The 26,154-nt window shown below is 72.5% G+C and carries 25 protein-coding genes; 14 read left to right on the top strand and 11 right to left on the bottom strand.

Annotated features, from left to right (window positions below; translation table 11 throughout):
- Positions 1–39: 39 nt before the first annotated feature.
- Positions 40–1,182, bottom strand: coding sequence for a GGDEF domain-containing protein (locus OG736_RS27620; protein WP_327184797.1), 1,143 nt, complete (start codon positions 1,180–1,182; stop codon positions 40–42).
- 102 nt (positions 1,183–1,284) lie between these two features.
- Complete coding sequence (locus OG736_RS27615) at positions 1,285–2,088, bottom strand: enoyl-CoA hydratase/isomerase family protein (RefSeq protein ID WP_327184796.1); 804 nt, start codon at positions 2,086–2,088, stop codon at positions 1,285–1,287.
- Positions 2,089–2,333: 245 nt separating this feature from the next.
- Here OG736_RS27615 and OG736_RS27610 point away from each other — a divergent pair, with 245 nt between their 5' ends.
- The gene (locus OG736_RS27610; RefSeq protein WP_327184795.1) at positions 2,334–3,020 is read left to right on the top strand and encodes a hypothetical protein; all 687 of its coding nucleotides are present in this window, start codon (positions 2,334–2,336) and stop codon (positions 3,018–3,020) included.
- Here the strand turns inward: OG736_RS27610 and OG736_RS27605 are convergent.
- Both OG736_RS27605 and OG736_RS27600 read right to left on the bottom strand, forming a co-directional pair.
- Positions 3,017–4,165, bottom strand: a complete 1,149-nt coding sequence (locus OG736_RS27605; protein WP_054242530.1) for an adenylate/guanylate cyclase domain-containing protein — start codon at positions 4,163–4,165, stop codon at positions 3,017–3,019. The two genes, OG736_RS27610 and OG736_RS27605, sit on opposite strands and share 4 nt — an antisense overlap.
- Before the next feature lie 114 nt (positions 4,166–4,279).
- A complete protein-coding gene (locus OG736_RS27600) occupies positions 4,280–5,155 on the bottom strand; it encodes a biotin--[acetyl-CoA-carboxylase] ligase (RefSeq protein ID WP_327184794.1) in 876 nt (291 codons plus the stop codon).
- 110 nt (positions 5,156–5,265) lie between these two features.
- Between OG736_RS27600 and OG736_RS27595 the strand changes: the two genes are divergently transcribed.
- The 4 genes from OG736_RS27595 to OG736_RS27580 all read left to right on the top strand — a co-directional run bounded on the left by OG736_RS27595 (position 5,266) and on the right by OG736_RS27580 (position 7,987).
- Complete coding sequence (locus OG736_RS27595) at positions 5,266–6,879, top strand: acyl-CoA carboxylase subunit beta (protein WP_327184793.1); 1,614 nt, start codon at positions 5,266–5,268, stop codon at positions 6,877–6,879.
- Positions 6,880–6,888: 9 nt separating this feature from the next.
- Positions 6,889–7,098, top strand: a complete 210-nt coding sequence (locus OG736_RS27590; RefSeq protein WP_327184792.1) for an acyl-CoA carboxylase epsilon subunit — start codon at positions 6,889–6,891, stop codon at positions 7,096–7,098.
- 127 nt (positions 7,099–7,225) lie between these two features.
- Positions 7,226–7,354 (top strand): morphogenic membrane protein MmpB, encoded by a 129-nt coding sequence (gene mmpB, locus OG736_RS27585; protein ID WP_020128130.1) that lies wholly within the window; start codon positions 7,226–7,228, stop codon positions 7,352–7,354.
- A 27-nt stretch (positions 7,355–7,381) separates the two neighbouring features.
- Positions 7,382–7,987: a Maf family protein gene (locus tag OG736_RS27580; RefSeq protein WP_327184791.1), complete on the top strand. Its 606-nt coding sequence runs from the start codon at positions 7,382–7,384 to the stop codon at positions 7,985–7,987.
- Here the strand turns inward: OG736_RS27580 and OG736_RS27575 are convergent.
- Positions 7,956–8,450 carry a hypothetical protein gene (locus OG736_RS27575; RefSeq protein WP_327184790.1) on the bottom strand — a complete coding sequence of 165 codons (495 nt, stop codon included), beginning with the start codon at positions 8,448–8,450 and terminating at the stop codon, positions 7,956–7,958. The genes OG736_RS27580 and OG736_RS27575 overlap by 32 nt on opposite strands.
- A gap of 373 nt (positions 8,451–8,823) precedes the next feature.
- Between OG736_RS27575 and OG736_RS27570 the strand changes: the two genes are divergently transcribed.
- Positions 8,824–10,596: an acetyl/propionyl/methylcrotonyl-CoA carboxylase subunit alpha gene (locus OG736_RS27570; RefSeq protein WP_327184789.1), complete on the top strand. Its 1,773-nt coding sequence runs from the start codon at positions 8,824–8,826 to the stop codon at positions 10,594–10,596.
- A 240-nt stretch (positions 10,597–10,836) separates the two neighbouring features.
- Here OG736_RS27570 and OG736_RS27565 read toward each other — a convergent pair whose 3' ends face one another.
- Entirely contained in the window at positions 10,837–11,802 is a 966-nt protein-coding gene (locus OG736_RS27565) for a DeoR/GlpR family DNA-binding transcription regulator (protein WP_078615604.1), read from the bottom strand.
- Positions 11,803–11,990: 188 nt separating this feature from the next.
- Positions 11,991–13,439, bottom strand: coding sequence for an NAD(P)H-quinone dehydrogenase (locus OG736_RS27560; protein WP_327184788.1), 1,449 nt, complete (start codon positions 13,437–13,439; stop codon positions 11,991–11,993).
- Positions 13,440–13,535: 96 nt separating this feature from the next.
- On the opposite strand from OG736_RS27560, the gene OG736_RS27555 reads away from it, so the two are divergent.
- The 4 genes from OG736_RS27555 (at position 13,536) to OG736_RS27540 (ending at position 17,001) form a co-directional block, all read left to right on the top strand.
- A complete protein-coding gene (locus OG736_RS27555) occupies positions 13,536–13,982 on the top strand; it encodes a gamma-glutamylcyclotransferase family protein (RefSeq protein WP_327184787.1) in 447 nt (148 codons plus the stop codon).
- A gap of 48 nt (positions 13,983–14,030) precedes the next feature.
- Positions 14,031–14,414 (top strand): hypothetical protein, encoded by a 384-nt coding sequence (locus OG736_RS27550; RefSeq protein ID WP_327184786.1) that lies wholly within the window; start codon positions 14,031–14,033, stop codon positions 14,412–14,414.
- The gene (locus OG736_RS27545; RefSeq protein ID WP_327184785.1) at positions 14,411–15,235 is read left to right on the top strand and encodes a purine-nucleoside phosphorylase; all 825 of its coding nucleotides are present in this window, start codon (positions 14,411–14,413) and stop codon (positions 15,233–15,235) included. Before OG736_RS27550 ends, OG736_RS27545 begins: the two co-directional genes overlap by 4 nt.
- Before the next feature lie 137 nt (positions 15,236–15,372).
- Positions 15,373–17,001, top strand: coding sequence for a phospho-sugar mutase (locus OG736_RS27540; RefSeq protein WP_327184784.1), 1,629 nt, complete (start codon positions 15,373–15,375; stop codon positions 16,999–17,001).
- Positions 17,002–17,256: 255 nt separating this feature from the next.
- Here OG736_RS27540 and OG736_RS27535 read toward each other — a convergent pair whose 3' ends face one another.
- Both OG736_RS27535 and OG736_RS27530 read right to left on the bottom strand, forming a co-directional pair.
- On the bottom strand, positions 17,257–18,960 hold the full coding sequence (locus OG736_RS27535; protein WP_327184783.1) for a hypothetical protein: 1,704 nt from the start codon (positions 18,958–18,960) through the stop codon (positions 17,257–17,259).
- A 354-nt stretch (positions 18,961–19,314) separates the two neighbouring features.
- Positions 19,315–20,034, bottom strand: a complete 720-nt coding sequence (locus OG736_RS27530; RefSeq protein WP_327184782.1) for a PH domain-containing protein — start codon at positions 20,032–20,034, stop codon at positions 19,315–19,317.
- A gap of 123 nt (positions 20,035–20,157) precedes the next feature.
- On the opposite strand from OG736_RS27530, the gene deoC reads away from it, so the two are divergent.
- Genes deoC through OG736_RS27515 form a run of 3 tightly spaced genes read left to right on the top strand, consistent with a single transcriptional unit; the run spans position 20,158 to position 23,481 of the window.
- Positions 20,158–21,120, top strand: a complete 963-nt coding sequence (gene deoC, locus OG736_RS27525) for a deoxyribose-phosphate aldolase (protein WP_327184781.1) — start codon at positions 20,158–20,160, stop codon at positions 21,118–21,120.
- Positions 21,121–21,125: 5 nt separating this feature from the next.
- The gene (locus tag OG736_RS27520) at positions 21,126–22,577 is read left to right on the top strand and encodes an aldehyde dehydrogenase family protein (protein ID WP_327184780.1); all 1,452 of its coding nucleotides are present in this window, start codon (positions 21,126–21,128) and stop codon (positions 22,575–22,577) included.
- A complete protein-coding gene (locus OG736_RS27515; RefSeq protein WP_327184779.1) occupies positions 22,567–23,481 on the top strand; it encodes an aldehyde dehydrogenase family protein in 915 nt (304 codons plus the stop codon). Before OG736_RS27520 ends, OG736_RS27515 begins: the two co-directional genes overlap by 11 nt.
- Positions 23,482–23,565: 84 nt before the next feature.
- Here the strand turns inward: OG736_RS27515 and OG736_RS27510 are convergent, their stop codons facing one another.
- Positions 23,566–23,994 (bottom strand): hypothetical protein, encoded by a 429-nt coding sequence (locus tag OG736_RS27510; RefSeq protein WP_327184778.1) that lies wholly within the window; start codon positions 23,992–23,994, stop codon positions 23,566–23,568.
- A gap of 56 nt (positions 23,995–24,050) precedes the next feature.
- On the opposite strand from OG736_RS27510, the gene OG736_RS27505 reads away from it, so the two are divergent.
- Positions 24,051–24,758, top strand: coding sequence for a uridine kinase family protein (locus OG736_RS27505; RefSeq protein WP_327184777.1), 708 nt, complete (start codon positions 24,051–24,053; stop codon positions 24,756–24,758).
- A 242-nt stretch (positions 24,759–25,000) separates the two neighbouring features.
- On the opposite strand, the gene OG736_RS27500 is transcribed toward OG736_RS27505, so the two are convergent.
- Entirely contained in the window at positions 25,001–25,744 is a 744-nt protein-coding gene (locus OG736_RS27500) for a SigE family RNA polymerase sigma factor (protein ID WP_020130995.1), read from the bottom strand.
- Between the last annotated feature and the right edge of the window lie 410 nt (positions 25,745–26,154).

Here is a 26,154-nt window from a genome sequence, read left to right as displayed (position 1 = left end):
TGGGTACCGGGTTCACCCCTTACCGAATAGGTCACATCCTCAACGCCGCCCCCTGAACCGCCGCCGCTCGGCGGTCCGCTCGTGGGAGGGCTCGTCGGCGAGGCGTACGACGGGATCGTCGGGGCCCTCCCGCCCGGCCACCACCGGCCGCGCGGCCCGCACCGCCTTGGCCCGGTACTGGGCGGCGTCGGCCAGCCGGAACAGCCGCCGGGCGGAGGACACCGGCCCGATGGGGTCCTCGGTGGAGGCGACCCCGCAGGCCACCCCCTCACCGAGCTCCAGCTCACCGGCCCGCCGACAGAGGTCGTCGGCGACCTTGACGACATCGTCGGCGAGCGGCCCGACGGCCAGCAGGCAGAACTCGTCGCCGCCGAGCCGGGCGGCCAGCGCGCCGGGCAGCATGGCCCCGCACAGCGACAGCACCGACCCGAACCGCTCGAGGAGCCGGTCCCCGACGGCGTGCCCGAGGGTGTCGTTGACCCGCTTCAGCCCGTTGAGGTCACACACCACGAGGCTGACGACGACCCCCTCCGCCCGATGCCGCTCGACCGCTTCCTCCAGCCGCACGTCGACGGCACGGCGGTTGGCCAGACCGGTGAGGGCGTCGGTGAAGGCGAGTCGGCGGGCCTCCTCCAGCCGCTCGGTCTGGGCGAGCCCGGCGGCGACGACGGCGGCGAGGACGGTGGCGAAGTCGGCGTCGGCGCGGTCGAAGACGGGGGTGCCCACGGAACGGGCGACATACAGCTCCCCCCAGGCGCGGCCGTGCAGCACGATGGGCGCGACCACACAGGAGCCACGGCCCCGGCGGCGCAGGGCGGCGACCCGCTGATGGCAGTAGCCGGGGCGCCCGGCGGCGGGGCCCTGGGCCGTCTCCACCCAGGCGTTGGGCTCGCCGCCCGCCACCCAGCGCTCGTGCAGGAACTCGGTGATCTCGGGGAACTGGTGCACCGGATAGGCCTCCCCGTCCGGGAACTCGTCCTCGTCTGCGGCCCGGTCCCCCACGTTCACCAGGACGCGCAGCCGCCCGAGGTCCCGCTCCCACACCGAGAGCGCGGCGAAGCCTCCGGACAGCGCCCGGCAGGCCCCGAGCGCGGCCGCACGCCACGACTCGCGGGGGGTGTGCGCGGCCGCCATTCCCTGCGCGAGCGCCACCACGGCCACCAGGCGTCTGTCCTCACCCATCTCCCCAGGCTAGGGACATTCAGCCAGAAAGGGGACACCGAAGCGCCACTGAGAGTGATGAGCGCACCTCCGGTCGCGTGTCGCCCGTCGACTGCCGCCCGCTCACTCGCCCGGCCACTGCGGCTTCCGCTTCTCGTTGAAGGCCGCCACCCCCTCCGCCCGGTCCCCGGAGAAGGCCACCGACCGCCACGCCGCGTCCTCGACCTCGAGCCCGGCCCGCAGGTCCAGCCCCTGCCCCAGGCGCAACGCCCGCTTCGCCGCCCGCAGGCCCACCGGCGAGTTGCCGCCGATCCGCGCGGCCAGCGCCAGCGCCTCCTCCCGGTCCTGCCCGTCCTCCACCAGGACGTCCACCAGACCCAGGTCCCGCGCCTCGGCCGCCGCCACCCGGCGCGCCGTGAACACCAGCTCGGCCGCCCGGGCCGCCCCCACCCGGCGCGGCAGCAACTGGGTCCCGCCGCCGCCGGGGATCACGCCCACCGACACCTCCGGCAGCCCGACCACGGCCGTCCCGTCGGCCACGATCACGTCGCACGCCAGCGCCAGTTCGAAGCCGCCGCCCAGCGCGAAGCCGTGCACCGCCGCGACCGAGGGCACCGGCAGTTCCAGCACCCCGGTGTACGCGGCGCGGGTGAGCGGCCGCTGCCGCAGCAGTTCGGCGTCGCTGAAGGAGTTGCGCTCCTTCAGGTCGGCGCCGACGCAGAACGCCCGCTCGTGCGTCGAGGTCAGCACCACCACCCGCACCTCCCGGTCCTCGCCCAGCGCCGCGCACGCCCCGGTGATCGACCGGGCCATGTCGGTGGAGACGGCGTTCATGGCCTTCGGCCGGTCGAGGACCAGCTCGGCGACGTGCCCGCCGTCCCCGTGCCGCCGCACCAGGACGAACTCCCCGAACCGCTCCTCGCTCATGCCACCGTTCCCGACACCGCTCACTACACCCTCCGGTTAACGCGGGTTAACAACGCTCGTCCGATCATCGCAGCCGGAACCGGGAGACGAAAGAGCGGACCGGCCTCATGAACCCCCCGTATCCGGGCCCCGGCTACCCGTTCGGGTGACATGCCGCCCAACTCCCCCCGCAACGCCCACGGGAGCGCATAACGTGCGTCCGCCCCGGCGCATCGGGGGCGCGACCGCACCGGGGAGAGAACGCGATGACGAGCACGCCGGTGAGCACGTGGACCGGGCCGTACGAGACGGCTGCGCAGGACGAGGCGGCGTCCGGGGACACCGGCGGGCTGTGGGCCCCACGCCCCCGGGGCCGGCACCGCCGTCCCCGCCCCCGCAAGGTGCTGTTCGCCGCCGGCGGCCTCGCGCTGGCCGCCGGGGTGCTGAGCCTCGTCCGGCTGACCCCCGACCCGGGCGGCGCCGGTGGCCTCGGCACCGCGGAGGCCGAACCCCGGCCCGAACCCGTCGCGGGCACCGCCGCCGACACCGCCGCCGACACGGACACGGACACCGACGCCGACCGCTCGGCCGGCCCGTCCACCCCCGTCGTGCCCTCGCCGACCGCGCCCAGCGCGATGGGCGGCGCGAGCCCCCCTCCGGCGCGCGAGGCGGGCCTGCTCCCGGGCGTCCCCGGCGCGCCGACGTCCGTCGCCCTCACCCCGGGCACCACCTACACCCCGGCCGCGCCGGCGCCCCGCTCCCCGGCGCCCGACACGAGCGCCGCCCCGCGGCCCACCTCGCCCCCGGGAACACCGGCACCCGCCCCGACCACGGCCGCGCCCACACCCGCGCCCCGGCCGGAGCAGCCCGACGCGCCACGTCAGCCGGGCGTCTGCGTTCCCGTCATCGGCCTCTGCGTGGACCCGCTGGGTGCCGCCGTGCCGAGGTCCTAGCCGTCGGCGTCGTTGCGTCGCGTCAGCAGCCAGGGCTCGACCACACCGAGACCGCGCACCGGCCGCTGCCACATCGGCTGGAGCGCGAAGCGGTACTTCGGCGGCTCCTCGCCCTCCTTCTCGGCGGCGGCCGCCTCCTCGGCGGCCTCCGCCTCCGAGGCCGGGGCGTCGCCGGTGCGGATCAGCTCCTCGGCGAAGGCGCTGTCGACGAGGACGGCGTCCCGGGGAGCTATCGACGTCAGCCGGGAGGCCAAATTGACCGTTGTGCCGAAGACATCGCCCATCCGGGTGGTGACCGTGCCGAACGCCATGCCGACCCGCAGTTCGGGCATCGTCTCGTCGTTGCTCATCGTCTCCACGAGCAGCAGCGCGATGTCGGCGGCGATGCCCGCGTCGTCGGCCGCGTACAGCACCTCGTCGCCGAGCGTCTTGATCAGCCGTCCGCCGCGGGCGGCGACCAGGTCGGCGGCGGTCGTCTCGAAGGCCTCGACGAGTTCGCCGAGTTCCTCCTCCTCCATCCGCCGGGTCAGCCGCGTGAAGCCGACGAGGTCCGCGAAGGCGACGGCCAGCCGCCGGTCGACCATCTCCTCGTCGTCGGCGGCCTGGACGACCCGGCCCGCCGAGGCGGCGAGCTGCCGGCGCCACACGTAGACGAGGAACTCCTCCAGCTCGGGCAGCAGCAGCTCGACGATGGGATACGTGACCTCGGTGCGGGTCATCCCCGGCTCGGGCGGCTCGGTCAGCCCCTCCAGGAAGGAGTCGATCTGCCATTCCGCCAGACGGGCGGTGGTCTGCCCGGTGGACCGGGCCACCTGTACGGCCATCGCCTCGCTCAGCAGCCCCGCCTCCACGAGACCGGCCAGGCGCCGCAGGGCGAGGACGTCGGCCTCGGTGAGCGCCTTGGCCTGCCCGATGTCGGCGAAGCCCATGGCCCGCCAGAAACGCGACGCCAGCTCCATGGAGACACCGGCGCTGCGGGCGGCCTGGAACGGGGTGTAGCGCCGCTCGGCGCCGAGGATGAGCTGTTCGAGGCGCAGGGCGAGAGGATGCGGGTCCTCTCCGGGGTCGCCCGGCTCACCCGGCTCGGCCGGCAGGTTTCCCCGGCCGTCCGCGCCCGCGCCGGAGCCCGTGTCGTCGACGGTCACGCCTGCTGCCCTTCCGATCTTCCGCGGTCAGGTATCGACCGGCCTCAACTCTACGGCAGGTGTGCGCCAGCTCACTCCGTCCGGTTCGGCGGGGTCACGTCACCCGGCGTTCGGTCACGCCGGCCTCAGATGCACGATGTCTCCCGCGCCCACCGGCTCCTGTACCCCTTCCTTCGTGGCGATCACAAGCCGTCCGTCCCCGTCGACCGCGACCGCCTCGCCGACGATCGACCGGTCTCCCGGCAGTTCGGCCCGTACCGTTCGTCCCAGCGTCGCGCACCCGGCCGCGTACGTCTCCTGGAGACCGCTCGACGCCGGGTCGCCGCCGGCCGCCCGCCAGCGCCCGTACCACTCCTCCAGCGAGCGCAGGACGCCCCGCAGCAGCGGGTCCCGGTCGGTGTTCTGCGCGCCGGCCAGGGCCAGCGACCCCGCCAGCGGTACCGGGAGCTCGTCCGCGCGCAGGGTGACGTTGAGGCCGACGCCGACGACCACTGTGTTCTGATCGGCCCGCCCGGCCCGCTCCGCGAGGATGCCGCCCGCCTTGCGTTCCTCTCCCCCGACGGTCACCAGCAGGTCGTTGGGCCACTTGAGTGCCGTGTCGACGCCCGCCGCCCGGGACAGTCCCGTCGCCACGGCGACCCCGGTGAGCAGGGGCAGCCAGCCCCAGCGGGCCACCGGCACCTCGCTCGGGGTGAGCAGCACGGAGAAGAACAGCCCGGAACGCGGGGGCGCGGTCCACCGGCGGTCCAGCCGGCCGCGCCCCGAGGTCTGCTCCTCGGCCACGAGGACCGCGCCCTCACGCGCCCGGCCGGCACTCGCCGCGTCGACCAGGTCGGAGTTGGTGGATCCGGTGCTCTGCACCACCTCCACCTGCGACCACAGCCCGCCCTCCCGTACCAGCGCCCGGCGCAGTGCCGGGGCGTTGAGGGGCGGACGGTCCAGATCGGACCACCGGCTGCCGCCCTCGTCTGCTGCATCTCGCGGTGTCATGCAAGCCACCCTAGGTGTGTTGAATGCCGCACTGCCGATCCCCAGGGCCAGCACTACTCTACGGATGAGTAACCGTCCCCCCTTTTGAGCAGGCAGGGAGCCACATCCCGATGTCCGAGCCGGAAGAGCGCCACGAGATCCCAGGGATCGACATCCACACCACCGCGGGCAAGCTCGCGGATCTCCAGCGCCGCATCCAGGAAGCGACGCACGCCGGTTCGGAGCGTGCCGTCGAGAAGCAGCACGCGAAGGGCAAGTTGACGGCCCGTGAGCGGATCGAGCTGCTTCTCGACGAGGGTTCCTTCGTCGAGTTGGACGAGTTCGCCCGACACCGCTCCACCAACTTCGGCCTGGAGAACAACCGCCCGTACGGAGACGGCGTCGTCACCGGTTACGGCACGGTCGACGGCCGACCGATCGCCGTCTTCTCCCAGGACTTCACGGTCTTCGGCGGCGCCCTCGGCGAGGTCTACGGCCAGAAGATCGTCAAGGTCATGGACTTCGCGCTGAAGACCGGCTGCCCGGTCATCGGCATCAACGACTCCGGCGGCGCCCGCATCCAGGAGGGTGTCGCGTCCCTGGGCGCGTACGGCGAGATCTTCCGCCGCAACACGCACGCGTCCGGTGTGATCCCGCAGATCAGCCTGGTCGTCGGCCCGTGCGCGGGCGGCGCGGTGTACTCGCCCGCGATCACCGACTTCACGGTGATGGTGGACCAGACCTCGCACATGTTCATCACCGGTCCGGACGTCATCAAGACGGTCACCGGCGAGGACGTCGGCTTCGAGGAGCTGGGCGGCGCGCGCACCCACAACGCGGTGTCGGGCGTGGCGCACCACATGGCGGGCGACGAGAAGGACGCCATCGAGTACGTCAAGCAGCTGCTGTCGTACCTGCCGTCCAACAACCTCTCCGAGGCCCCGGTGTTCCCGGAGGAGGCGGACCTGTCCGTCACCGACGAGGACCTGGAGCTGGACTCCATCGTCCCGGACAGCGCCAACCAGCCGTACGACATGCACTCGGTGATCGAACACGTGCTGGACGACGCCGAGTTCTTCGAGACGCAGGCGCTGTTCGCGCCGAACATCCTCACCGGCTACGGCCGGGTCGAGGGCCACCCGGTCGGCATCGTCGCCAACCAGCCGATGCAGTTCGCGGGCTGTCTGGACATCACGGCCTCGGAGAAGGCGGCCCGCTTCGTCCGCACCTGCGACGCCTTCAACATCCCGGTCATCACCTTCGTGGACGTGCCCGGCTTCCTGCCCGGCGTCGACCAGGAGCACGACGGCATCATCCGCCGCGGCGCCAAGCTGATCTACGCCTACGCCGAGGCCACCGTCCCGCTCATCACCGTCATCACCCGCAAGGCCTTCGGCGGCGCCTACGACGTCATGGGCTCCAAGCACCTGGGCGCGGACCTCAACCTGGCCTGGCCGACCGCCCAGATCGCCGTCATGGGCGCCCAGGGCGCGGTCAACATCCTGCACCGCCGCACGATCGCGGAGGCGGCGGCGAGCGGTGAGGATCTGGAGGCGGTGCGTGCCCGGCTGATCCAGGAGTACGAGGACGCCCTCCTCAACCCGTACGTCGCTGCCGAGCGCGGCTACGTCGACTCGGTGATCATGCCGTCCGAGACCCGCCGTCACATCGTGCGCGGCCTGCGTCAACTGCGCACCAAGCGGGAATCCCTCCCGCCGAAGAAGCACGGCAACATCCCCCTCTAAGGAGCCGCTGTGACGATCAAGGTCGTACGGGGCAACCCGACCCCCGAGGAGCTCGCCGCCGCCCTGGCGGTGGTCCGGGCCCGCGCCGCGGCGGCAGCGGCCGCACCGTCCGGCGCGGAGACCCCGAGGGACGCGTGGTCCGACCCCGCCCGCATCGCGGGACAGCGCCTGCCGCAGCCCGGCCAGGCGTCCTGGACCCGCACGTACTGGCCGAGCTGAGGGGATCCACCCGGGGCACGGGGGCCCGCAGCCGACGAACCACCGAACATCAGGTGAACGGCTGCGGGCCCACAAATTGAGTACGGCTACTCAGGCGCCGCCCCCGGCCGAGCGCCACGCTGGTGGCATGCTGTGGTCCGACCCCGAGAACGAGCCCCCCGAGGAACTCCGCGAGATGCAGGAGAGCCTGCGGAGACTCGGCCTCTTCCTCGCCCTGGCCATGGTGATAGCGATGATCGTGCTGGGGCTCAGGTAAAGCGCGCCACGCCGCTAGGCTGATCACATGCGCCGACTCGTCCTCGCCTCCCAGTCCCCCGCCCGGCTGAACCTGCTGCGCCAGGCGGGTCTCGCCCCCGAGGTGATCGTGAGCGGGGTCGACGAGGACGCCGTCACCGCCCCCACCCCGGCCGACCTGGCGCTCGCGCTCGCCGAGGCGAAGGCCTCCGTCGTGGCCGCGAAGCCCGAGGTCAAGGGCGCCCTGGTGATCGGCTGCGACTCGGTCCTCGACCTGGACGGCGAGGCACTGGGCAAGCCCGCGGACGCCGCGGAGGCCACCGCGCGCTGGAAGGCGATGCGCGGCCGGGCCGGGACGCTCCAGACCGGCCACTGCGTCTACGACACGCTCAGCGGGCGCTACACCTCCGCGACCGCCTCCACCGTCGTCCGCTTCGGCGAGCCGACCGACGAGGAGATCGCGGCGTACGTCGCCTCGGGCGAACCCCTCTACGTCGCCGGGGCGTTCACCCTCGACGGCCGCTCGGCCCCGTTCATCGAGGGCATCGACGGCGACCACGGCAACGTCATCGGCATCAGCCTGCCCCTCGTGCGCCGACTCCTGGCGCAACTGGGCGTCGGGATCACGGAGTTGTGGGCGCCGCCGGAGGCGTGACCGGCGCCGGCGCGACCGGTGGGGCGCCGCCGTCGCCCTTGCTGTCCTCCGGCTGCCGGGCCACGGGCCGCTCCTGGGCGTCGTACGTCATCAGGAGCAGCACGATCAGGGTGAGGACGACCACCATGAACAGGAACTGCGTCCAGCCCAGCAGACCCCACGCGAAGGCGCCCAGCAGGCCGTGCACGACCGCGGCGCTGATCAGCAGCACCCGGCCGACCCCGGCGGGCGCGCGGTCGCGCAGCGCCACCAGCAGGGCCACCAGGGCGCACAGGCCGAAGTAGAGGCCGAAGAGGATCCCGCCGACCTTCGAGGACGTCGACATGACGTCCGGGTCCATTCCGGCCAGGGACATGTCCTGCCGGTCCACCACGACGCCCATGAACCAGTTCAACGCGGCGACGCCGAGCGCCTCCGCGAAGAGCACGACCGCCACGATCCACGCCACCGGTCTGCGCACCACCGGTCCCACCCACTTTCGACCCCGACCCGAGCAAGGGTGCTGTTACCTGAAGTACGTTCGGAACATCCTGAACGCTACTAACGGGTAAACCGCGGGACAAGGGTTCTGCGCGCGGCAAAGAATCGTTGGGCCATTCGTAGGGACTCAACAAAGAAACGGAGTGTGCCGCAGCACGTGCTCACAGAGACCTTGGCCACATCGGAGGGCTAGGGTTTGCGGGAGGAGTGCTGCGTCCGGCGGTACTACAAGGGATTTCGCGGTCGAGTGAGCCTGGCATCACGCTCCGTGTGGGCAAGCTCACCTTTGGGGACGGGTCGAAGAGACGTGTCGGCAGTCCCTAAACTCGGCTTGTTTCAAGGAGGGAGCCTCAATCGTGCGCAAGGTGCTCATCGCCAACCGTGGCGAAATCGCAGTCCGCGTGGCCCGGGCGTGCCGGGATGCCGGTATCGCGAGCGTGGCCGTGTACGCCGACCCGGACCGGGACGCTCTGCATGTCCGCGCAGCGGATGAGGCGTTCGCCCTGGGCGGTGACTCTCCTGCGACCAGCTATCTCGACATCGAGAAGGTGCTGAACGCGGCACGGGAGTCCGAGGCCGACGCCGTTCATCCCGGCTACGGCTTCCTCTCGGAGAACGCCGACTTCGCGCAGGCGGTCCTGGACGCGGGACTTATCTGGATCGGCCCGCCCCCGCAGGCCATCCGTGACCTCGGCGACAAGGTCGCCGCCCGGCACATCGCCCAGCGGGCCGGCGCGCCCCTGGTCGCCGGCACACCCGACCCGGTCTCCGGCGCCGACGAGGTCGTCGCCTTCGCCGAGGAGCACGGGCTGCCGATCGCGATCAAGGCCGCCTTCGGCGGCGGCGGGCGTGGTCTGAAGGTCGCCCGGACGCTGGAAGAAGTCCCCGAGCTGTACGACTCGGCCGTCCGCGAGGCGGTCGCCGCGTTCGGCCGGGGCGAGTGCTTCGTCGAGCGGTACCTGGACAAGCCGCGGCACGTGGAGACGCAGTGCCTGGCCGACAGCCACGGCAACGTGGTCGTCGTGTCGACCCGTGACTGCTCGCTTCAGCGCCGCCACCAGAAGCTGGTCGAGGAGGCCCCGGCGCCGTTCCTCTCCGAGGCGCAGGTCGCCGAGCTGTACTCCTCCTCGAAGGCCATCCTCAAGGAGGCCGGCTACGTCGGCGCGGGCACCGTCGAGTTCCTCGTCGGTGTCGACGGCACGATCTCCTTCCTGGAGGTCAACACCCGTCTCCAGGTCGAGCACCCGGTGACCGAGGAGGTCGCGGGCATCGACCTGGTGCGCGAGATGTTCCGGATCGCCGACGGCGAGGAGCTCGGCTACGGCGACCCGGAGCTGCGCGGTCACTCGTTCGAGTTCCGTATCAACGGCGAGGACCCGGGCCGGGGCTTCCTGCCGGCCCCGGGCACGGTCACCACGTTCGCCGCGCCGTCCGGTCCGGGTGTACGGCTGGACGCGGGCGTCGAGTCCGGCAGTGTGATCGGCCCGGCGTGGGACTCGCTCCTCGCGAAGCTGATCGTCACCGGCGCCACCCGTGAGCAGGCGCTCCAGCGGGCCGCCCGCGCCCTGGCGGAGTTCCAGGTCGAGGGCATGGCCACGGCCATCCCGTTCCACCGCGCGGTGGTCAGGGACCCGGCGTTCGCGCCGGAGCTCACCGGCAGTCAGGACCCGTTCACGGTCCACACCCGCTGGATCGAGACCGAGTTCGTCAACGAGATCCCGGCGTTCTCGGCCCCGACCGACACCGAGGCCGAGGACGAGACGGACCGCGAGACGATCGTCGTCGAGGTCGGCGGCAAGCGTCTGGAGGTCTCCCTCCCGTCCTCGCTCGGCATGAGCCTGGCCCGCACGGGCCTCGCGGCGGGCGCCAAGCCCAAGCGTCGCGCGGCCAAGAAGTCCGGCCCCATGGCCTCCGGCGACACCCTCGCCTCCCCGATGCAGGGCACCATCGTGAAGGTGGCCGTCGAGGAGGGCCAGGAGGTCAAGGAGGGCGACCTGATCGTCGTCCTCGAAGCGATGAAGATGGAGCAGCCGCTCAACGCGCACCGCTCCGGCACCGTCAAGGCCCTGGCCGCGGAGGTCGGCGCGTCCATCACCTCGGGCGCGGCGATCTGCGAGATCAAGGACTGACCCCGGGAATCACCCGTGTCGAGGCGCCCGCTCCCCGGGCGCCTCGCCGCGTTCACGGCGCCGGTCCGGCTGTTTCAGCCCGTCCGGCTCTCGCGTTTCGCAGCACCGGCCAGTGAAATCCGGCCCGTCCGGCGTTTGAGGACGAGGCCCGTTCGGGGCCGATCGGGGGGCCTGAGGGGCGGAGCCCCCAGGTCACCCGTGTCAGATCTCCCGCTCACCCGCGCCGACGACCGCCCGAGGTCACCGACGGCGCAGGTCCGCGACCCGCGCCCGCTCCCCGCCGGGGGCCTGCTCCCCCAGCATCGACGCCGCCCGCAAGCCCGCGGCGGAGCCCGGCACCTGCCCCCGCCGCGGTGCCGGCAACGGCACGTCCCGACGCTGCTGCTGATGGCGCGCCGGGACCGCATCACCCCCCGGGCTCCCCGACGCCCCGGCCACGGCGATCTGCACCCCCTGGTCCGCCAGAGCCTGGAGCTCGGTGGCCGCACGGTCGTCGTGCGCGGGCGGCTCGTCGGTCACCAGCCGGGTGATGACGTCCGTCGGGACGGTCTGGAACATCGTGTCCGTGCCGAGCTTGGTGTGGTCGGCGAGGACGACGACCTCGGCGGCCGCCTGCACCAGCGCCCGGTCCACGGACGCCGACAGCATGTTGGACGTGGACAGCCCGCGCTCCGCGGTCAGTCCGCTCCCGGAGATGAAGGCCCGCGACACCCTGAGCCCCTGGAGGGACTGCTCGGCGCCGCTCCCCACGAGGGCGTAGTTGGAGCCGCGCAGGGTGCCGCCGGTCATCACGACCTCGACCCGGTTGGCATGGGCCAACGCCTGGGCGACGAGCAGGGAGTTGGTGACGACGGTCAGTCCGGGCACCCGGGCGAGCCGGCGGGCCAGCTCCTGTGTGGTGGTGCCCGCCCCGACCACGATGGCCTCGCCCTCTTCGACGAAGTTGGCGGCGAGGTCCGCGATGGCGGTCTTTTCGGCGGTCGCGAGATGGGATTTCTGCGGAAAGCCGGATTCTCGCGTGAACCCACCCGGCAATACCGCACCGCCGTGTCGGCGGTCGAGGAGTCCTTCTGCCTCCAGTGCGCGCACGTCCCGCCGCACGGTCACTTCGGAGGTCTGGACGACGCGGGCGAGTTCACGGAGCGACACGGCCCCGTTCGCTCGCACCATTTCGAGGATCAATTGACGACGTTCTGCAGCGAACACGAAACTGACAGTAACGCGGACGACCGTCTGCTTTCAGCTCTTTGCGCCGAATAGTAGAAGTTGTTCGCACAGGGGGACGGGGAGTGGTATAGGGCCCAGTTCCGGCGCCTTTGCCTCCCGCCTGCCCGGCAACCCGGCGACGACGCGCCGTCAACTCCCCGTGACCAGCGGGGAGTCGAAACCGGCCGTCAGACCTCGCCCGTCGTCTTGCGGGTGTGCAGCTGTCGCGCCACTTCCGCGATCGACCCGGAAAGAGAGGGGTAGACGGTGAACGCGTTCGCGATCTGTTCGACCGTCAGATTGTTGTCGACGGCGATCGAGATCGGGTGGATGAGTTCCGAGGCGCGCGGCGCCACGACCACACCGCCGACGACGATCCCGGTGCCGGGCCGGCAGAAGATCTTGACGAAGCCGTCGCGGATGCCCTGCATCTTGGCGCGCGGGTTGCGCAGCAGCGGCAGCTTGACCACCCGGGCGTCGATCTTGCCGCCGTCCACGTCGGCCTGGCTGTAGCCGACGGTGGCGATCTCGGGGTCGGTGAAGACGTTCGAGGAGACGGTCTTGAGGTTGAGCGGGGCCACCGCGTCGCCGAGGAAGTGGTACATGGCGATACGGCCCTGCATGGCGGCGACGGAGGCCAGGGCGAAGATCCCGGTCACGTCGCCGGCCGCGTACACACCGGGGGCGGTGGTCCGGGAGACCTTGTCGGTCCAGATGTGACCCGACTCGCGGACCTTGACGCCCGCCTCCTCCAGCCCCATCCCCTCGCTGTTGGGGATGGCGCCGACCGCCATGAGGCAGTGCGAGCCGGTGATGACCCGGCCGTCGGACAGGGTGACCTCGACCCGGTCGCCGACCCGCTTGGCGGACTCGGCGCGCGAGCGGGCCATGACGTTCATGCCGCGGCGCCGGAAGACGTCCTCGAGGACGGCGGCGGCGTCCGGGTCCTCACCGGGCAGCACGCGGTCGCGCGAGGAGACGAGGGTGACCTTGGAGCCGAGGGCCTGGTAGGCGCCGGCGAACTCCGCGCCGGTCACACCCGAGCCGACCACGATGAGCTCCTCGGGGAGCTCGGCGAGGTCGTAGACCTGGGTCCAGTTCAGGATGCGCTCGCCGTCGGGCTGGGCGTCCGGCAGCTCGCGCGGGTGGGCGCCGGTGGCGAGCAGCACGGCGTCGGCGGTGAGGGTCTCCTCGGTGCCGTCGGCGGCGCTGACGACGACCTTGCGCGAGCCGTCGAGGGCCTGCATGCCCTCCAGCCGGCCGCGCCCGCGCAGCACGCGCGCGCCGGCCCGGGTGACGGAGGCGGTGATGTCGTGCGACTGGGCGAGCGCGAGCCGCTTCACCCGGCGGTTGACCTTGCCGAGGTCCACCCCGACGACCCGGGCGGCCTGTTCCAGCGGCGGGGTGTCGTCGGCCACGATGATCCCCAGCTCCTCGTAAGAGGAGTCGAAGGTGGTCATCACCTCGGCCGTGGCGATCAGGGTCTTCGACGGCACGCAGTCGGTCAGCACCGACGCTCCGCCCAGACCGTCGCAGTCCACGACGGTCACCTCCGCGCCGAGCTGCGCGGCCACCAGCGCTGCTTCATAGCCGCCGGGTCCGCCACCGATGATCACGATCCGAGTCACGTACTCCATTGTCCCGCACAGGGGCCGGTGGTACTGCCCCGGGGTGCGCGGGGGGCGCCACTGTTACGAGAGTGACGCGTGCGCGGGCTGCCGTACTCTCCTTGCATGTCGCTCTACGCCGCGTACGCCGGCAACCTCGACGCGCGGCTGATGACCCGCCGCGCTCCCCACTCGCCACTGCGTGCCACCGGCTGGCTGAACGGGTGGCGGCTGACGTTCGGCGGCGAGCAGCTCGGCTGGGAGGGCGCGCTGGCGACGGTGGTCGAGGATCCCTCGGACCCCGGCGCGCAGGTCTTCGTCGCGCTGTACGACGTCGCCCCCATGGACGAGGACTCCCTGGACCGCTGGGAGGGCGTGAGTCTCGGCATCTACCGGCGCGCCCGGGTGCGGGTGCAGACGATGGAGCGGGAGGAGTCCGCCTGGATGTTCGTGCTGAACGGCTACGAGGGCGGCCTGCCCGCGGCCCGCTACCTGGGCGAGATCGCCGACGCGGCGGAATCGGCGGGTGCGCCGCACGATTACGTGATGGAGCTCCGCAAGCGGCCTTGCTGAGCGCGGTCGACTCTGGCTCGGAGCATCTGCGCGCCATCGGGAGATCGCATGGGCCCCAGCACGTATGCCGTCTACTACACGGTGCAGGCCGCCGAGGCCCGCGACCGGCTCGACGATCAACAGCGCACCTCGTTCGGCAAGGGCATCGCCCTGCTGGCTCGCGACCCGTTTCTTTCGGTGTCCAGACCCATAGGGTCCACCGGCGACCGTACGATCCGCCTGACCCAGAACACTCTCGTCGAGCACGGTCAGCCGCGGACGCCTGCTGATCTTCATCGTCGAGGTGTTCAACGACGAAGACGTCCTGATCACCGACGACTGATCGTCGCCCGGCGGTCCGCGCCTCGTTGGAAACGACAAGACAACGATCGCCATCCCGTGGGCTCTGTCATCTACGCGCGTAGGCCGGAACCGGCTACCCTCATCGCGTGAACGCATCTCTTCTCCCGGACGACATCCAGGGCGACCCGCACGCCGCGGCCGACGCCGCCGCCGCACGCCTGCGCGAACTGACCGGCGCCGAGACCCACGACGTCGCCCTCGTGATGGGCTCCGGCTGGGCACCGGCCGTGGACGCCCTGGGCGCTCCCGACGCCGAGTTCCAGGTCACCGAGCTGCCCGGTTTCCCGCCGCCCGCGGTCGAGGGCCACGGCGGCAAGATCCGCTCGTACCAGATCGGCGCGAAGCGGGCGCTGGTCTTCCTGGGCCGCACCCACTACTACGAGGGCCGCGGCGTCGCCGCCGTCGCCCACGGTGTCCGTACGGCGGTGGCGGCCGGCTGCAAGACGATCGTGCTGACGAACGGCTGCGGCGGCCTGCGCGAGGGCATGCGCCCCGGCCAGCCGGTCCTGATCAGCGACCACCTCAACCTCACGGCGACGTCCCCCATCGTCGGCGCGAACTTCGTGGACCTCACGGACCTGTACTCCCCGCGGCTGCGCACCCTGTGCAAGGAGATCGACGCCACGCTCGAGGAGGGCGTCTACGCCCAGTTCCCCGGCCCGCACTACGAGACGCCGGCCGAGATCCGGATGGCCCGCACCATCGGCGCGGACCTGGTGGGCATGTCGACCGTGCTGGAGGCCATCGCGGCCCGTGAGGCCGGGGCCGAGGTGCTCGGCATCTCCCTCGTGACCAACCTCGCCGCCGGCATGACCGGCGAACCGCTGAACCACGAGGAGGTCCTCCAGGCGGGGCGCGACTCGGCGACCCGCATGGGCTCCCTGCTGGCACAGGTGCTGGGCCGGCTGTAGGGGCGGTCGCACCCCGGCGCCGGTCCGTGCGGCTCAGCCCGTCCGGCGCTTGACGAGGCCCGTTTCCGGGCCGATGGGGGTCCGGGGCCGCAGTCCCCGGGAACCCGGACACGAGACGACGAGAGGTTGACACCGACGTGCACGACGTCATCGCCCGCGCCCACGCGTGGCTCGCCGAGGACCCCGACCCGGAGACCCGCGACGAGCTCGCCGCGCTCATCGAGGCCGCCGACGTCACGGAGCTCGCCGAGCGTTTCGCGGGCACCCTCCAGTTCGGTACCGCGGGGCTCCGTGGTGAGCTCGGGGCCGGGCCCATGCGGATGAACCGCTCCGTCGTGATCCGGGCCGCGGCCGGCCTCGCCGCGTACCTCACGAAGAACGGCGGGACCGGCGGCGTCGTCGTCATCGGCTACGACGCCCGTCACAAGTCGGAGGACTTCGCCCGCGACACGGCGGCCGTGATGACGGGCGCGGGCTTCCGCGCGGCCGTGCTCCCCCGTCCTCTCCCCACCCCCGTCCTCGCCTTCGCCATAAGGCACCTGGGCGCGGTCGCCGGCGTGGAGGTCACCGCCAGCCACAACCCGCCGCGCGACAACGGCTACAAGGTGTACCTGGGGGACGGCTCGCAGATCGTGCCGCCCGCCGACGCCGGGATCGCGGCCGAGATCGACGCGATCGAGGCCCTGAAGGACGTGCCGCGCCCGCAGGCCGGCTGGCAGACCCTCGACGAGGCCGTCCTCGACGCCTATCTGGCCCGCACCGACGCCGTCCTCGCGCCGGACTCCCCCCGCACGGCCCGCACGGTCTACACGGCGATGCACGGCGTCGGCAAGGACGTCCTGCTGGCCGCCTTCGCCCGCGCGGGCTTCCCCGAGCCCGTCCTCGTCGCCGAGCAGGCCGAGCCCGACCCGGACTTCCCGACCGTCGCCTTCCCCAACCCGGAAGAGCCCGGCGCGATGGACCTGGCCTTCGCCAGGGCCCGCGAGACCGGCCCCGACCTGATCATCGCCAACGACCCGGACGCCGACCGCTGCGCCGTGGCCGTGCCCCACGAGGGCGACTGGCGCATGCTGCGGGGCGACGAGGTCGGCTCGCTCCTCGCCGCGCACCTCGTCCGGCGCGGCGCCCGGGGCACGTTCGCCGAGTCGATCGTGTCCTCCTCCCTCCTCGGCCGTATCGCCGAGAAGGCGGGCCTGCCCTACGAGGAGACCCTCACCGGCTTCAAGTGGATCGCCCGCGTCGACGGCCTGCGCTACGGCTACGAGGAGGCCCTCGGCTACTGCGTCGACCCCGAGGGCGTACGCGACAAGGACGGCATCACCGCCGCCCTGCTGATCACGGAGCTCGCCTCCACCCTCAAGGCCGAGGGCCGCACCCTCCTCAACCTGCTCGACGACCTCGCCGTGGAGCACGGTCTGCACGCCACCGACCAGCTCTCGGTGCGCGTCCAGGACCTCTCGCTCATCGCCCGCGCGATGCGGCGGCTGCGCGAGCAGCCCCCGACCTCCCTCGCGGGCCTGGCCATCACCCGGGCCGAGGACCTCACCCTGGGCACGGACAAGCTGCCCCCCACCGACGGTCTGCGCTACACGCTGGACGGCGCCCGGGTCATCGTCCGCCCCAGCGGCACCGAACCGAAACTGAAGTGCTACCTGGAGGTCGTGGTCCCGGCCACCACCCACGCCGACCTCCCGACGGCCCGCAGCACGGCGGACGACCTGCTCACCGCGATCAAGCGGGACCTGTCGGCGGCGGCCGGCATCTGACCTCGCCCGGCGAGCCACGCGCCCGTGCCGGCCCTTCAGGCGCGGGCGCGCCGAGCGGAACACCGGATTGCGAGGCCTCCGCGGCCTGCGGGCCGCGCGCATCGGTCGATCCCTGACCGGAGGTGTCGCCGTCATCGTCGAGGCGGTCGGCGACCTCGGCGGTGGAGAGCCGCACCGGCACCCGTGGGGTGGGCCGCACAGCGGCGGGCGGCTCGCCCCACGGGTGCCGCGGATCCTTCGCGGGCCGGGCGGGCGTCAGGGCAGGAGCAGCACCGTCGCCGCGCCCACGATGCCGATGGCGATCCCGAGCGGCCACAGCGCACGCCCCCGTTGCCGCTCGTCGGCCGGAGCGGCCGGGCGGGTCGCCGGGTCCCGCCACATCGCGGTGATCTCGGCGGCGGTCCGCTCGTACGGGTGCAGCACGCCGAGCCTGCTCTCCAGCCACGGCCAGCGCGGCGAGGCCACCCGCCACTCCTCGAACGAGGCCCGCGTGCCGAGGATCCGCAGCCGGGCTCCCTCGCACTCCGCGGCCCGGACGTGGTCCCAGGCGAGGTGCCGGGTGCCGCTCAGACCGTTGAACCACAGACCCTCGTGGTCGGCGGTGACCCGCCAGGCGATCCGGCGCGGCAGCAGCAGGGCGGCGAGCAGCGTGGCGACCAGGCCGTAGCCGTACCTCCACCACCCGGAGTCCTCCCAGTAGAGCGGGAGGAACAGCAGCACCAGCCCGACGGCGAACCAGTCGGCCCATCCGGCACGCCACTTCCGGACCCCCGCGGCCGCCTTCAGGCCGGTCCGCTCGGCGACGACGACCGCGGCGGCGGCCCCGCGCAGCTCCTCCTGCCGGGCCTCCCGGAGCGCCTTCCCCCGCTCGGTCCTGGCCCGCCACCGGTACGCGAGGGCCGTCACCGGCCGCACGGGCCCCACGGACGCCTCCACCACCGGCGGCTCACCGGCCTTGTCGGCGGCCGCGAGGAAGACGACCTCGGCGCCGTCGTACGGGGTTCCGTACAGAACGGCCTCGCGCAGCGGCCCGGCGCGTTCGTCGTCGATCCGCGCGATCAGCTCCCGAAGGCTCTCGTCGTCGGCGTCGTCGGCGTCGTCCTCGGTCTCGTCCTCGTCGTCGTCCGCGTCGTCCTCGTCCGCGCGCGCGTCGAGCTCGATGGTGGAGACCGTGAACAGGGGTCGCAGCGCGGCGAGATCGTCGGCGGCGAAGACCTCGGTCTCGACGTCGCCGTTCTCCCGCACGAGCACACGCAGCACCGGGACGGGCTCCCGGCGCAGGCCGACGGCCCGGCGGCGGGCCGACGCGGCCGAGAGCAGCACGGTGAGGCCGAGCCCGGCGAGGCACCAGCCGGCCGCCGGGACCACCTGCCGGTCCTCGGCCAGGTCCCAGAGGCCCGCGGTGGCGTACAGGGCGCCTCCGGCGACGACCGTGCCGAGTCCGGACCACAGCAGGAACGTGCCCCGCTCCGCCCGTCCGCCCCCGGTCCCCGGTGCCCGGGGCACCTCGGCGGTCACTCCGCCGGCGGCCTCCAGCCCCGCGGCCCGCTGCCGCCTCCGCGCGGCCAGCCGCAGGCCCACGGCCACCCAGACGCCCACGAGCGCGGCCGTCAGCCCCAGCCGGACGGGCCAGGCGAAGTCCCCCAGCGTCGATACGACGGCAACGGCGAACGGCACGAGGACCAGGGCCGCCTCGGGCCGCAGCACCAGCCACACGACGTGCAGGGCGACCAGCGCGGCAGCCCAGGCGGGCAGTCCCGCGGACCGGTGCAGCAGTCCGGCACCGGCCGCGGCCACCACCGGCAGCGCCACGAACACGGACGTCCGCGCCCGCACGGGCACCCAGCGCGGCGGCAGCCCGCGCGTCCAGCGCCCCGCCTGCTCGGCGTCCCAGGACCGGCAGCCCTCGGGTATCGCCGCCCCCGGCAGCCGCAGAACCTCAGCAGAATCTGTACTCATATCGCTCCCCCGACCTACCGACCCACCAGATCCCCGGCCCCGCACCGGCCGTCACGACCGGGGCACGAGCCATGCCCGTGACCACAGCGGCACGCGCCACGCCCCTCACGACGGGGCACGTGCCGCACCCGTGACGATCAGCGCATGTGCCGATGATGACGAAAGACCCTGTGATCCACGGCAACGCCCGGATCACGATCCGCCCCAGCCGACTTCGACAACAACCCACCCCGCGACCGACCCCGGGCCTCCGGGCCCGCACCCCTGGCCCCGGGCCACCGCGGCCGCCCCCCCCTGGCCCCCGCGCGGCACCCCACACGCGACCCCCGGCCCCCCGCGCGGGGTGCGCCACTCTCACCCCACGGCCAGCAGAATCCCCAGCACCACGGCCCCCGCCACCGCCGGGCCCAGAATCTCCCAGGCCCAGCGCGCGGTCACCTCGCCCTGCGCGCTCTCCTCCTTCTCGCGCGCCCCCCACAGCTCCCGCAGCTCGTCCATGACCCGGTCGGTCTCGGCGCGCACGGGCCCGTCAGGTACGGCGGCACCGCCGCCACGCGACAACCCGCCACCGAGGCCGCCGCGGCCGCCGAACCCGCCGCCGCCCCGGGTGGCGTCCCGACCGCCGGTCCGCCCGGTCCTCTCCGCCGCCGCCTTGGACTCCCGCCGGTTCGCCTTCTTCCGCGCCCGCAGCGAGACAGGGATGGACCACAGCTGGAACTTCTTCCCCGACGCTGCGACGACCTCGTTGGAGTAGCCGGACCGCAGGGAGGCCACCTGCCCCCACGGCAGCACGATCACCCGGAACGGATTGCGCACCTTGAGCCGGTTCTGACCCGCGAACACGGCGGGCCGCAGCGTGAAGGCGACGATCAGCGGCACCAACAGGATCAGCGAGGCGAGCGCCAGCCACGGCGTGCGCCCGTCGCCCACGAAGATCGCGTCGAGACCGAGCCAGCCCACCAGGCCCAGCAGCAGCACGCCACCGGCCATGCCCGCGGGTGACCGGTAGACGCGGTCCTTGATCTCGGGTGCCGACGGCTGCGGCGGGGGTGACTGGTCTTCCGGGGTCGTCATGGCCCCGATTCTGCCCGACGCCCACCGACCCGCTCATCCGCAGCCCCGCCGTTGCCGACGAGCATGGATGCAACCGACGGGGTGTACAGCCGCTACGCGCGTAGATATGCTCGTCTGGTGACCATGCCCACCAATACACCTACCGCAGCCGACGCACTCACGGACGTCACGGCGTCCGACGGCTCGCTGCGCCGCTTCCTCCACGGGCTGCCCGGCGTCGACACGGTCGGCCTGGAGGCGCGCGCCGCCGCGCTCGGCACCCGTTCCATCAAGACGACCGCGAAGGCGTACGCCATCGACCTCGCCATCTCGATGGTCGACCTGACGACGCTGGAAGGCGCGGACACCCCGGGCAAGGTCCGGGCGCTCGGCGTCAAGGCGGTCCGCCCCGACCCGACCGACCGTACGGCCCCGACCACGGCCGCGGTCTGCGTGTATCCGGACATGGTCGCCACCGCCAAGGCGGCCGTCGCCGGCTCCGGCGTCAAGGTCGCCTCGGTCGCCACCGCCTTCCCGGCCGGCCGCGCCGCCCTCGAGGTGAAGCTCGCGGACGTCCGTGACGCCATCGCCGCGGGCGCCGACGAGATCGACATGGTCATCGACCGCGGGGCGTTCCTCGCGGGCAAGTACCTGAAGGTGTACGACGAGATCACCGCCGTGCGCGAGGCGTGCGGGACGGCCGCCCGGCTGAAGGTCATCTTCGAGACGGGCGAGCTGTCGACGTACGACAACATCCGCCGGGCCAGCTGGCTCGGCATGCTCGCGGGCGCCGACTTCATCAAGACCTCGACCGGCAAGGTCGCCGTCAACGCCACTCCCGCGAACACCCTCCTGATGCTGGAGGCGGTGCGCGACTTCCGCGCCCAGACCGGCGTCCAGGTCGGCGTGAAGCCCGCCGGCGGCATCCGCACCACCAAGGACGCGATCAAGTTCCTCGTCCTGGTCAACGAGACCGCGGGCGAGGACTGGCTGGACAACCACTGGTTCCGCTTCGGCGCCTCCTCGCTCCTGAACGACCTGCTGATGCAGCGTCAGAAGCTGGCCACCGGCCGCTACTCCGGCCCCGACTACGTGACGGTGGACTGATCACCATGGCATCCACGACTGCATCCGCATTCGAGTACGCTCCGGCCCCCGAGTCCCGCTCGGTCGTCGACATCGCCCCCTCCTACGGCCTGTTCATCGACGGTGAGTTCACCGAGGCGGCCGAGGGCAAGGTCTTCAAGACCGTCTCGCCGTCCACCGAGGAGGTCCTCTCCGAGATCGCCCAGGCGGGCGAGGCGGACGTCGACCGTGCCGTGCGGGCCGCCCGCAAGGCCTTCGGGAAGTGGTCCGCGCTGCCGGGCTCCGAGCGCGCCAAGTACCTGTTCCGCATCGCCCGGATCATCCAGGAGCGCAGCCGCGAACTGGCCGTCCTGGAGACGCTGGACAACGGCAAGCCGATCAAGGAGACGCGCGACGCCGACCTGCCCCTGGTCGCCGCGCACTTCTTCTACTACGCGGGCTGGGCCGACAAGCTCGACCACGCCGGGTTCGGAACGTCCCCCCGGCCGCTGGGCGTCGCCGGTCAGGTCATCCCCTGGAACTTCCCCCTGCTGATGCTGGCGTGGAAGATCGCCCCGGCGCTCGCCACCGGCAACACGGTCGTCCTGAAGCCGGCCGAGACCACCCCGCTGTCCGCCCTGTTCTTCGCGGACATCTGCCGCCAGGCGGGCCTGCCCAAGGGCGTCGTCAACATCCTCCCCGGGTACGGCGACGCCGGTGCCGCGCTGGTCGCGCACCCGGACGTGGACAAGGTCGCCTTCACCGGCTCCACCGCCGTCGGCAAGGCGATCGCCCGGCAGGTCGCGGGCTCGCAGAAGAAGGTCACGCTCGAACTGGGCGGCAAGGGCGCCAACATCGTCTTCGACGACGCGCCGATCGACCAGGCCGTCGAGGGCATCGTCAGCGGCATCTTCTTCAACCAGGGCCAGGTCTGCTGCGCGGGCAGCCGGCTCCTCGTCCAGGAGTCGATCCAGGACGAGCTGCTGGAGTCGCTCAAGCGCCGCCTCGCCACCCTCCGGCTCGGCGACCCGCTCGACAAGAACACCGACATCGGCGCGATCAACTCCGCCGAGCAGCTCTCGCGCATCACCTCGCTCGTCGAGCAGGGCGAGGCGGAGGGCGCCGAACGCTGGTCCCCGGCCTGCGAACTGCCCACGTCCGGCTACTGGTTCGCCCCGACGCTCTTCACGAACGTCACCCAGGCGCACACCGTCGCCCGCGACGAGATCTTCGGCCCGGTCCTGTCGGTCCTCAGCTTCCGCACGCCGGAGGAGGCCGTCGCCAAGGCCAACAACACGCCGTACGGCCTGTCGGCCGGCATCTGGACGGAGAAGGGCTCCCGCATCCTCGCGGTGGCGAGCAAGCTCCGCGCGGGCGTGATCTGGTCCAACACGTTCAACAAGTTCGACCCGACGTCGCCGTTCGGCGGCTACAAGGAGTCGGGCTTCGGCCGCGAGGGCGGCCGCCACGGCCTGGAGGCGTACCTCGATGTCCGATAAGACCGACAAGACCGATCAGCAGCAGCGGCTCAGCGTCTTCAAGACCTACAAGCTGTACGTCGGCGGGAAGTTCCCGCGTTCCGAGAGCGGCCGGGTGTACGAGGTGACCGACGCAAAGGGCAAGTGGCTGGCCAACGCACCGCAGTCGTCCCGCAAGGACGCCCGTGACGCGGTCGTCGCCGCGCGCAAGGCGTTCGGCGGCTGGTCCGGGGCGACGGCGTACAACCGCGGCCAGATCCTCTACCGCGTCGCGGAGATGCTGGAGGGCCGCAAGGGCCAGTTCGTCCACGAGGTCGCCGAGGCCGAGGGTCTGTCGAAGTCCAAGGCCGCCGACCAGGTCGAGGCGACGATCGACCGCTGGGTCTGGTACGCGGGCTGGACCGACAAGATCGCCCAGGTCGTGGGTGGCGGAAACCCGGTCGCGGGCCCGTACTTCAACCTCTCCTCGCCCGAACCGACGGGCGTGGTCGCGGTCCTGGCCCCGCAGGAGTCGTCCTTCCTGGGCCTGGTCTCGGTGCTCGCCCCGGTGATCGCGACCGGCAACACGGCGATCGTGATCGCGAGCGAGCGCTCCCCGCTCCCGGCGCTGTCGCTCGGCGAGGTGCTGGCCACCTCCGACGTGCCCGGCGGGGTCGTCAACGTCCTCTCCGGCCGTACGGCGGAGATCGCGGCGCCCCTCGCCTCCCACCAGGACGTCAACGCCATCGACCTGGCGGGCGCCGACGACGTGCTGGCGAAGGAGCTGGAGATCGCGGCGGCCGACAACCTGAAGCGCGTCCTTCGTCCACAGCCTGTGGACGACTGGTCGGCGGCTCCCGGCACCGACCGCATGACGGCCTTCCTGGAGACGAAGACGGTCTGGCACCCCACGGGTTCACTGGGCGCCTCGGGCTCGTCGTACTAGGAGGGTCACCGGCCCCAGGAACGCGGAAGCCGCGCCCGCCCCTCCGTCCGGGGGCGGCGCGGCTTCCGTCCGTGCGGGCCGGCCTCAGCTGCCCAGCGCCTTCGTGACGCCTCCCAGCACCTTCGTCACGTCCCCCAGCACCGGGACCGAGCCGATGGACTGCGCCTGCGCCACCGGCCCGGTGAGCATCTGGGAGGTCAGCGGCTTGAAGTCGGCGAGCTGGGTGCCGACGCCGTTGTCGAGCGGGTCGACGCCGGTGCCCGCGAGGGGGTTGGGCTTGAGGCCGGTGAGGGCCCCGGTGACGTACGTCAGGGAGCCGAGCGCCCCCTGCACGCCCGCCTGCGGGTCGAGCTGACCCACCGAGGTGGGCCTCGTCCGCACCACGTCGGCGACGGGCTCGCCGGTCGCCGCGGCGGCGGTCCCGGCGCCGGCGCCCAGCGCCACCCCGGCAGTCGCGAGGGCGGCGAGGGCGCGCCGGCCGGTGGAGGTCTGGGGAGAAGCGTGTCGGGCCATCGATGCCGCCTTCTGATGCGCAAGGTGATCAGGTCGACACGAAGGGTAGTTGAGGTGTGACGCGCGCATCAAAGCCGACCCGCGGGGTCGTTGACGGCCGGGGGGATGCCTCACACTGGTGTCCCGTGACCTCCCCTCCGCCCATACCGACGCGAGTCGTGCTGCTCTGCGGCCCTTCCGGCTCCGGCAAGTCCCTGCTCGCGGCCCGCTCCGGCCTCCCGGTGCTGCGGCTCGACGACTTCTACAAGGAGGGCGACGACCCGACGCTGCCGCTGGTCGACGGGAGTTCCGACATCGACTGGGACCACCCCGGCTCGTGGGACGCGGACACGGCCGTCGCCTCGATCGTGGAACTGTGCGGCACGGGCCGTACGAACGTTCCCGTCTACGACATCTCGCTCAGCGCGCGCACCGGCGCGGACGCGATCGACATCGGGCGGACCCCGCTGTTCATCGCGGAGGGCATCTTCGCCGCCGAGATCGTGAACCGGTGCCGCGAACTGGGCGTGCTGGCCGACGCGCTGTGCCTGAGCCGCGGCCCGGTGAAGACCTTCCGCCGCCGCTTCCTGCGCGATCTGAAGGAGGGCCGCAAGTCGGTGCCCTTCCTGCTGCGCCGCGGCTGGCGGCTGATGCGCTCCGAACGCTCGATCGTCGCCCGGCAGACCGCGCTCGGGGCGCACGCCTGCGACCGCGACGAGGCGTTGGGCCGCCTGGCGGCAGCGGCGGCGGGCCGCCACGCCCCGACGGCGCGTACGGCCGCCTAGGACGCTCACACCGGCGCGGGCGGACACGCAGAAGCGGGACTGGACGGACCCCCCGGCCCTCCAGCCCCGCTTCCTCGGTGCTCCCCCGTGTCCCCCCGGGGTGGTGCTTCCCCCGTGCTTGCGCGGTACCGCTCCGCCGACGTCCCCCGTCGGGCCCCCCGGTACCGCTTCCCCCGTTCTTCCCCCGTGTTCCCCCGTTCACCGGCTCCCCTGAGCGGAGCCGGGCCTTCCCCCGTTCACCCTCAGGCGACAAGCTCCCCGAAGGCGTCTTCCTCGTCACGGCCGAAGCTGAGGACCTCGTCCTCGCGCAGCCGGCGGAGCGACCGCCAGATGCTGGACTTCACCGTGCCGACACTGATGTCGAGGATCTCCGCGATCTCCGGGTCGGTGCGGCCCTCGTAGTAACGAAGGACCAGCATCGTCCGCTGGAGTTCGGGAAGCCGGGCCAGCGCCTGCCACAGGACCGCGCGCAGCTCGGTGCCGCGCATCGCGTCCGTGTCGCCGGCCGTCTCCGGCAGCTCCTCGGTCGGGTACTCGTTCAGCTTGCGGCGGCGCCACGCGCTGATGTGCAGGTTGGTCATCGTCCGGCGGAGGTATCCGCCGACCGCGGCCTTGTCACTGATCCGGTCCCACGCCCGGTAGGTCGAGAACAGCGCGCTCTGGAGCAGGTCCTCGGCCTCGAAGCGGTCGCCGGTGAGGTGGTAGGCGGTTGCGTACAGGGAGGCGCGGCGCTCCTGGACGTAGGCGGTGAACTCCGCCTCGGTCAGCGAGCGACGCTCCCCCGTGTCCTCCCTGTACGCGGCTCCCCCGTGAGCCGCCTGTTCCCCCGTGTCGACCACCGTCATGAAGGTGGTGTGCTGTCGCCCGGTGCCGCGAGCGCACCCCCGCCCGCTCACGGCACCGGACTTCTCGGAACCCCGGTGCACGTCGTGCAGACGCGTGACGACTGCGACTGCGTTGGTGCTCATACCGTGCAGCGTGTTCATCTCGCGCCCCCCGTCGTGGACTTCCGGTGTTCGGTCTCCTGCGCCGGTCCGGCTCCGCTGTGTCTCCGCGTCGCCTTGTCCGTGACCAAAAGATTGCCCGGGGCACTTCATCGCCGTGTCCGCCGACTGTCACAGACCTGTCACAGGGGCCTGTCACGACAACTCCACAGACCGTCCACAGGCGTCTGCGGTACGGCAGTTGACCAGGTCCGCGCAGGTCGCCTGGGACCCTGCCGGGGTGACTCCCGGCAGGGTGCTGTTCGACTCCCGCCTCCGCGCTTCGACGCGGACGCGGACGCGGTAGCAGCCCCTTTCCTCCCGGCCTCGCGCCCCGCCCGCGCCGGGCCCGGCGCGGGTTCCGCCTGCACACTCCCCGCTTTCGCCCCCCCCTTTCGTCGAAGTGCCCTTCG

This window comes from Streptomyces sp. NBC_01334 (assembly GCF_035983595.1).
Taxonomy (GTDB): domain Bacteria; phylum Actinomycetota; class Actinomycetes; order Streptomycetales; family Streptomycetaceae; genus Streptomyces; species Streptomyces coriariae.
Note: the sequence above shows the minus strand (reverse complement) of the source record. Positions and strands in the feature narration are given on the sequence as shown.

Coding starts and splice junctions, on each gene's coding strand:
- OG736_RS27620 (WP_327184797.1), bottom strand. CDS start 1,182: ATGGGTGAGGACAGACGCCTGGTGGCCGTGGTGGCGCTCGCGCAGGGA.
- OG736_RS27615 (WP_327184796.1), bottom strand. CDS start 2,088: ATGAGCGAGGAGCGGTTCGGGGAGTTCGTCCTGGTGCGGCGGCACGGG.
- OG736_RS27610 (WP_327184795.1), top strand. CDS start 2,334: ATGACGAGCACGCCGGTGAGCACGTGGACCGGGCCGTACGAGACGGCT.
- OG736_RS27600 (WP_327184794.1), bottom strand. CDS start 5,155: ATGACACCGCGAGATGCAGCAGACGAGGGCGGCAGCCGGTGGTCCGAT.
- OG736_RS27595 (WP_327184793.1), top strand. CDS start 5,266: ATGTCCGAGCCGGAAGAGCGCCACGAGATCCCAGGGATCGACATCCAC.
- mmpB (WP_020128130.1), top strand. CDS start 7,226: ATGCTGTGGTCCGACCCCGAGAACGAGCCCCCCGAGGAACTCCGCGAG.
- OG736_RS27580 (WP_327184791.1), top strand. CDS start 7,382: ATGCGCCGACTCGTCCTCGCCTCCCAGTCCCCCGCCCGGCTGAACCTG.
- OG736_RS27560 (WP_327184788.1), bottom strand. CDS start 13,439: ATGGAGTACGTGACTCGGATCGTGATCATCGGTGGCGGACCCGGCGGC.
- OG736_RS27555 (WP_327184787.1), top strand. CDS start 13,536: ATGTCGCTCTACGCCGCGTACGCCGGCAACCTCGACGCGCGGCTGATG.
- OG736_RS27550 (WP_327184786.1), top strand. CDS start 14,031: ATGGGCCCCAGCACGTATGCCGTCTACTACACGGTGCAGGCCGCCGAG.
- OG736_RS27535 (WP_327184783.1), bottom strand. CDS start 18,960: ATGAGTACAGATTCTGCTGAGGTTCTGCGGCTGCCGGGGGCGGCGATA.
- OG736_RS27530 (WP_327184782.1), bottom strand. CDS start 20,034: ATGACGACCCCGGAAGACCAGTCACCCCCGCCGCAGCCGTCGGCACCC.
- deoC (WP_327184781.1), top strand. CDS start 20,158: ATGCCCACCAATACACCTACCGCAGCCGACGCACTCACGGACGTCACG.
- OG736_RS27520 (WP_327184780.1), top strand. CDS start 21,126: ATGGCATCCACGACTGCATCCGCATTCGAGTACGCTCCGGCCCCCGAG.
- OG736_RS27515 (WP_327184779.1), top strand. CDS start 22,567: ATGTCCGATAAGACCGACAAGACCGATCAGCAGCAGCGGCTCAGCGTC.
- OG736_RS27510 (WP_327184778.1), bottom strand. CDS start 23,994: ATGGCCCGACACGCTTCTCCCCAGACCTCCACCGGCCGGCGCGCCCTC.
- OG736_RS27500 (WP_020130995.1), bottom strand. CDS start 25,744: ATGAACACGCTGCACGGTATGAGCACCAACGCAGTCGCAGTCGTCACG.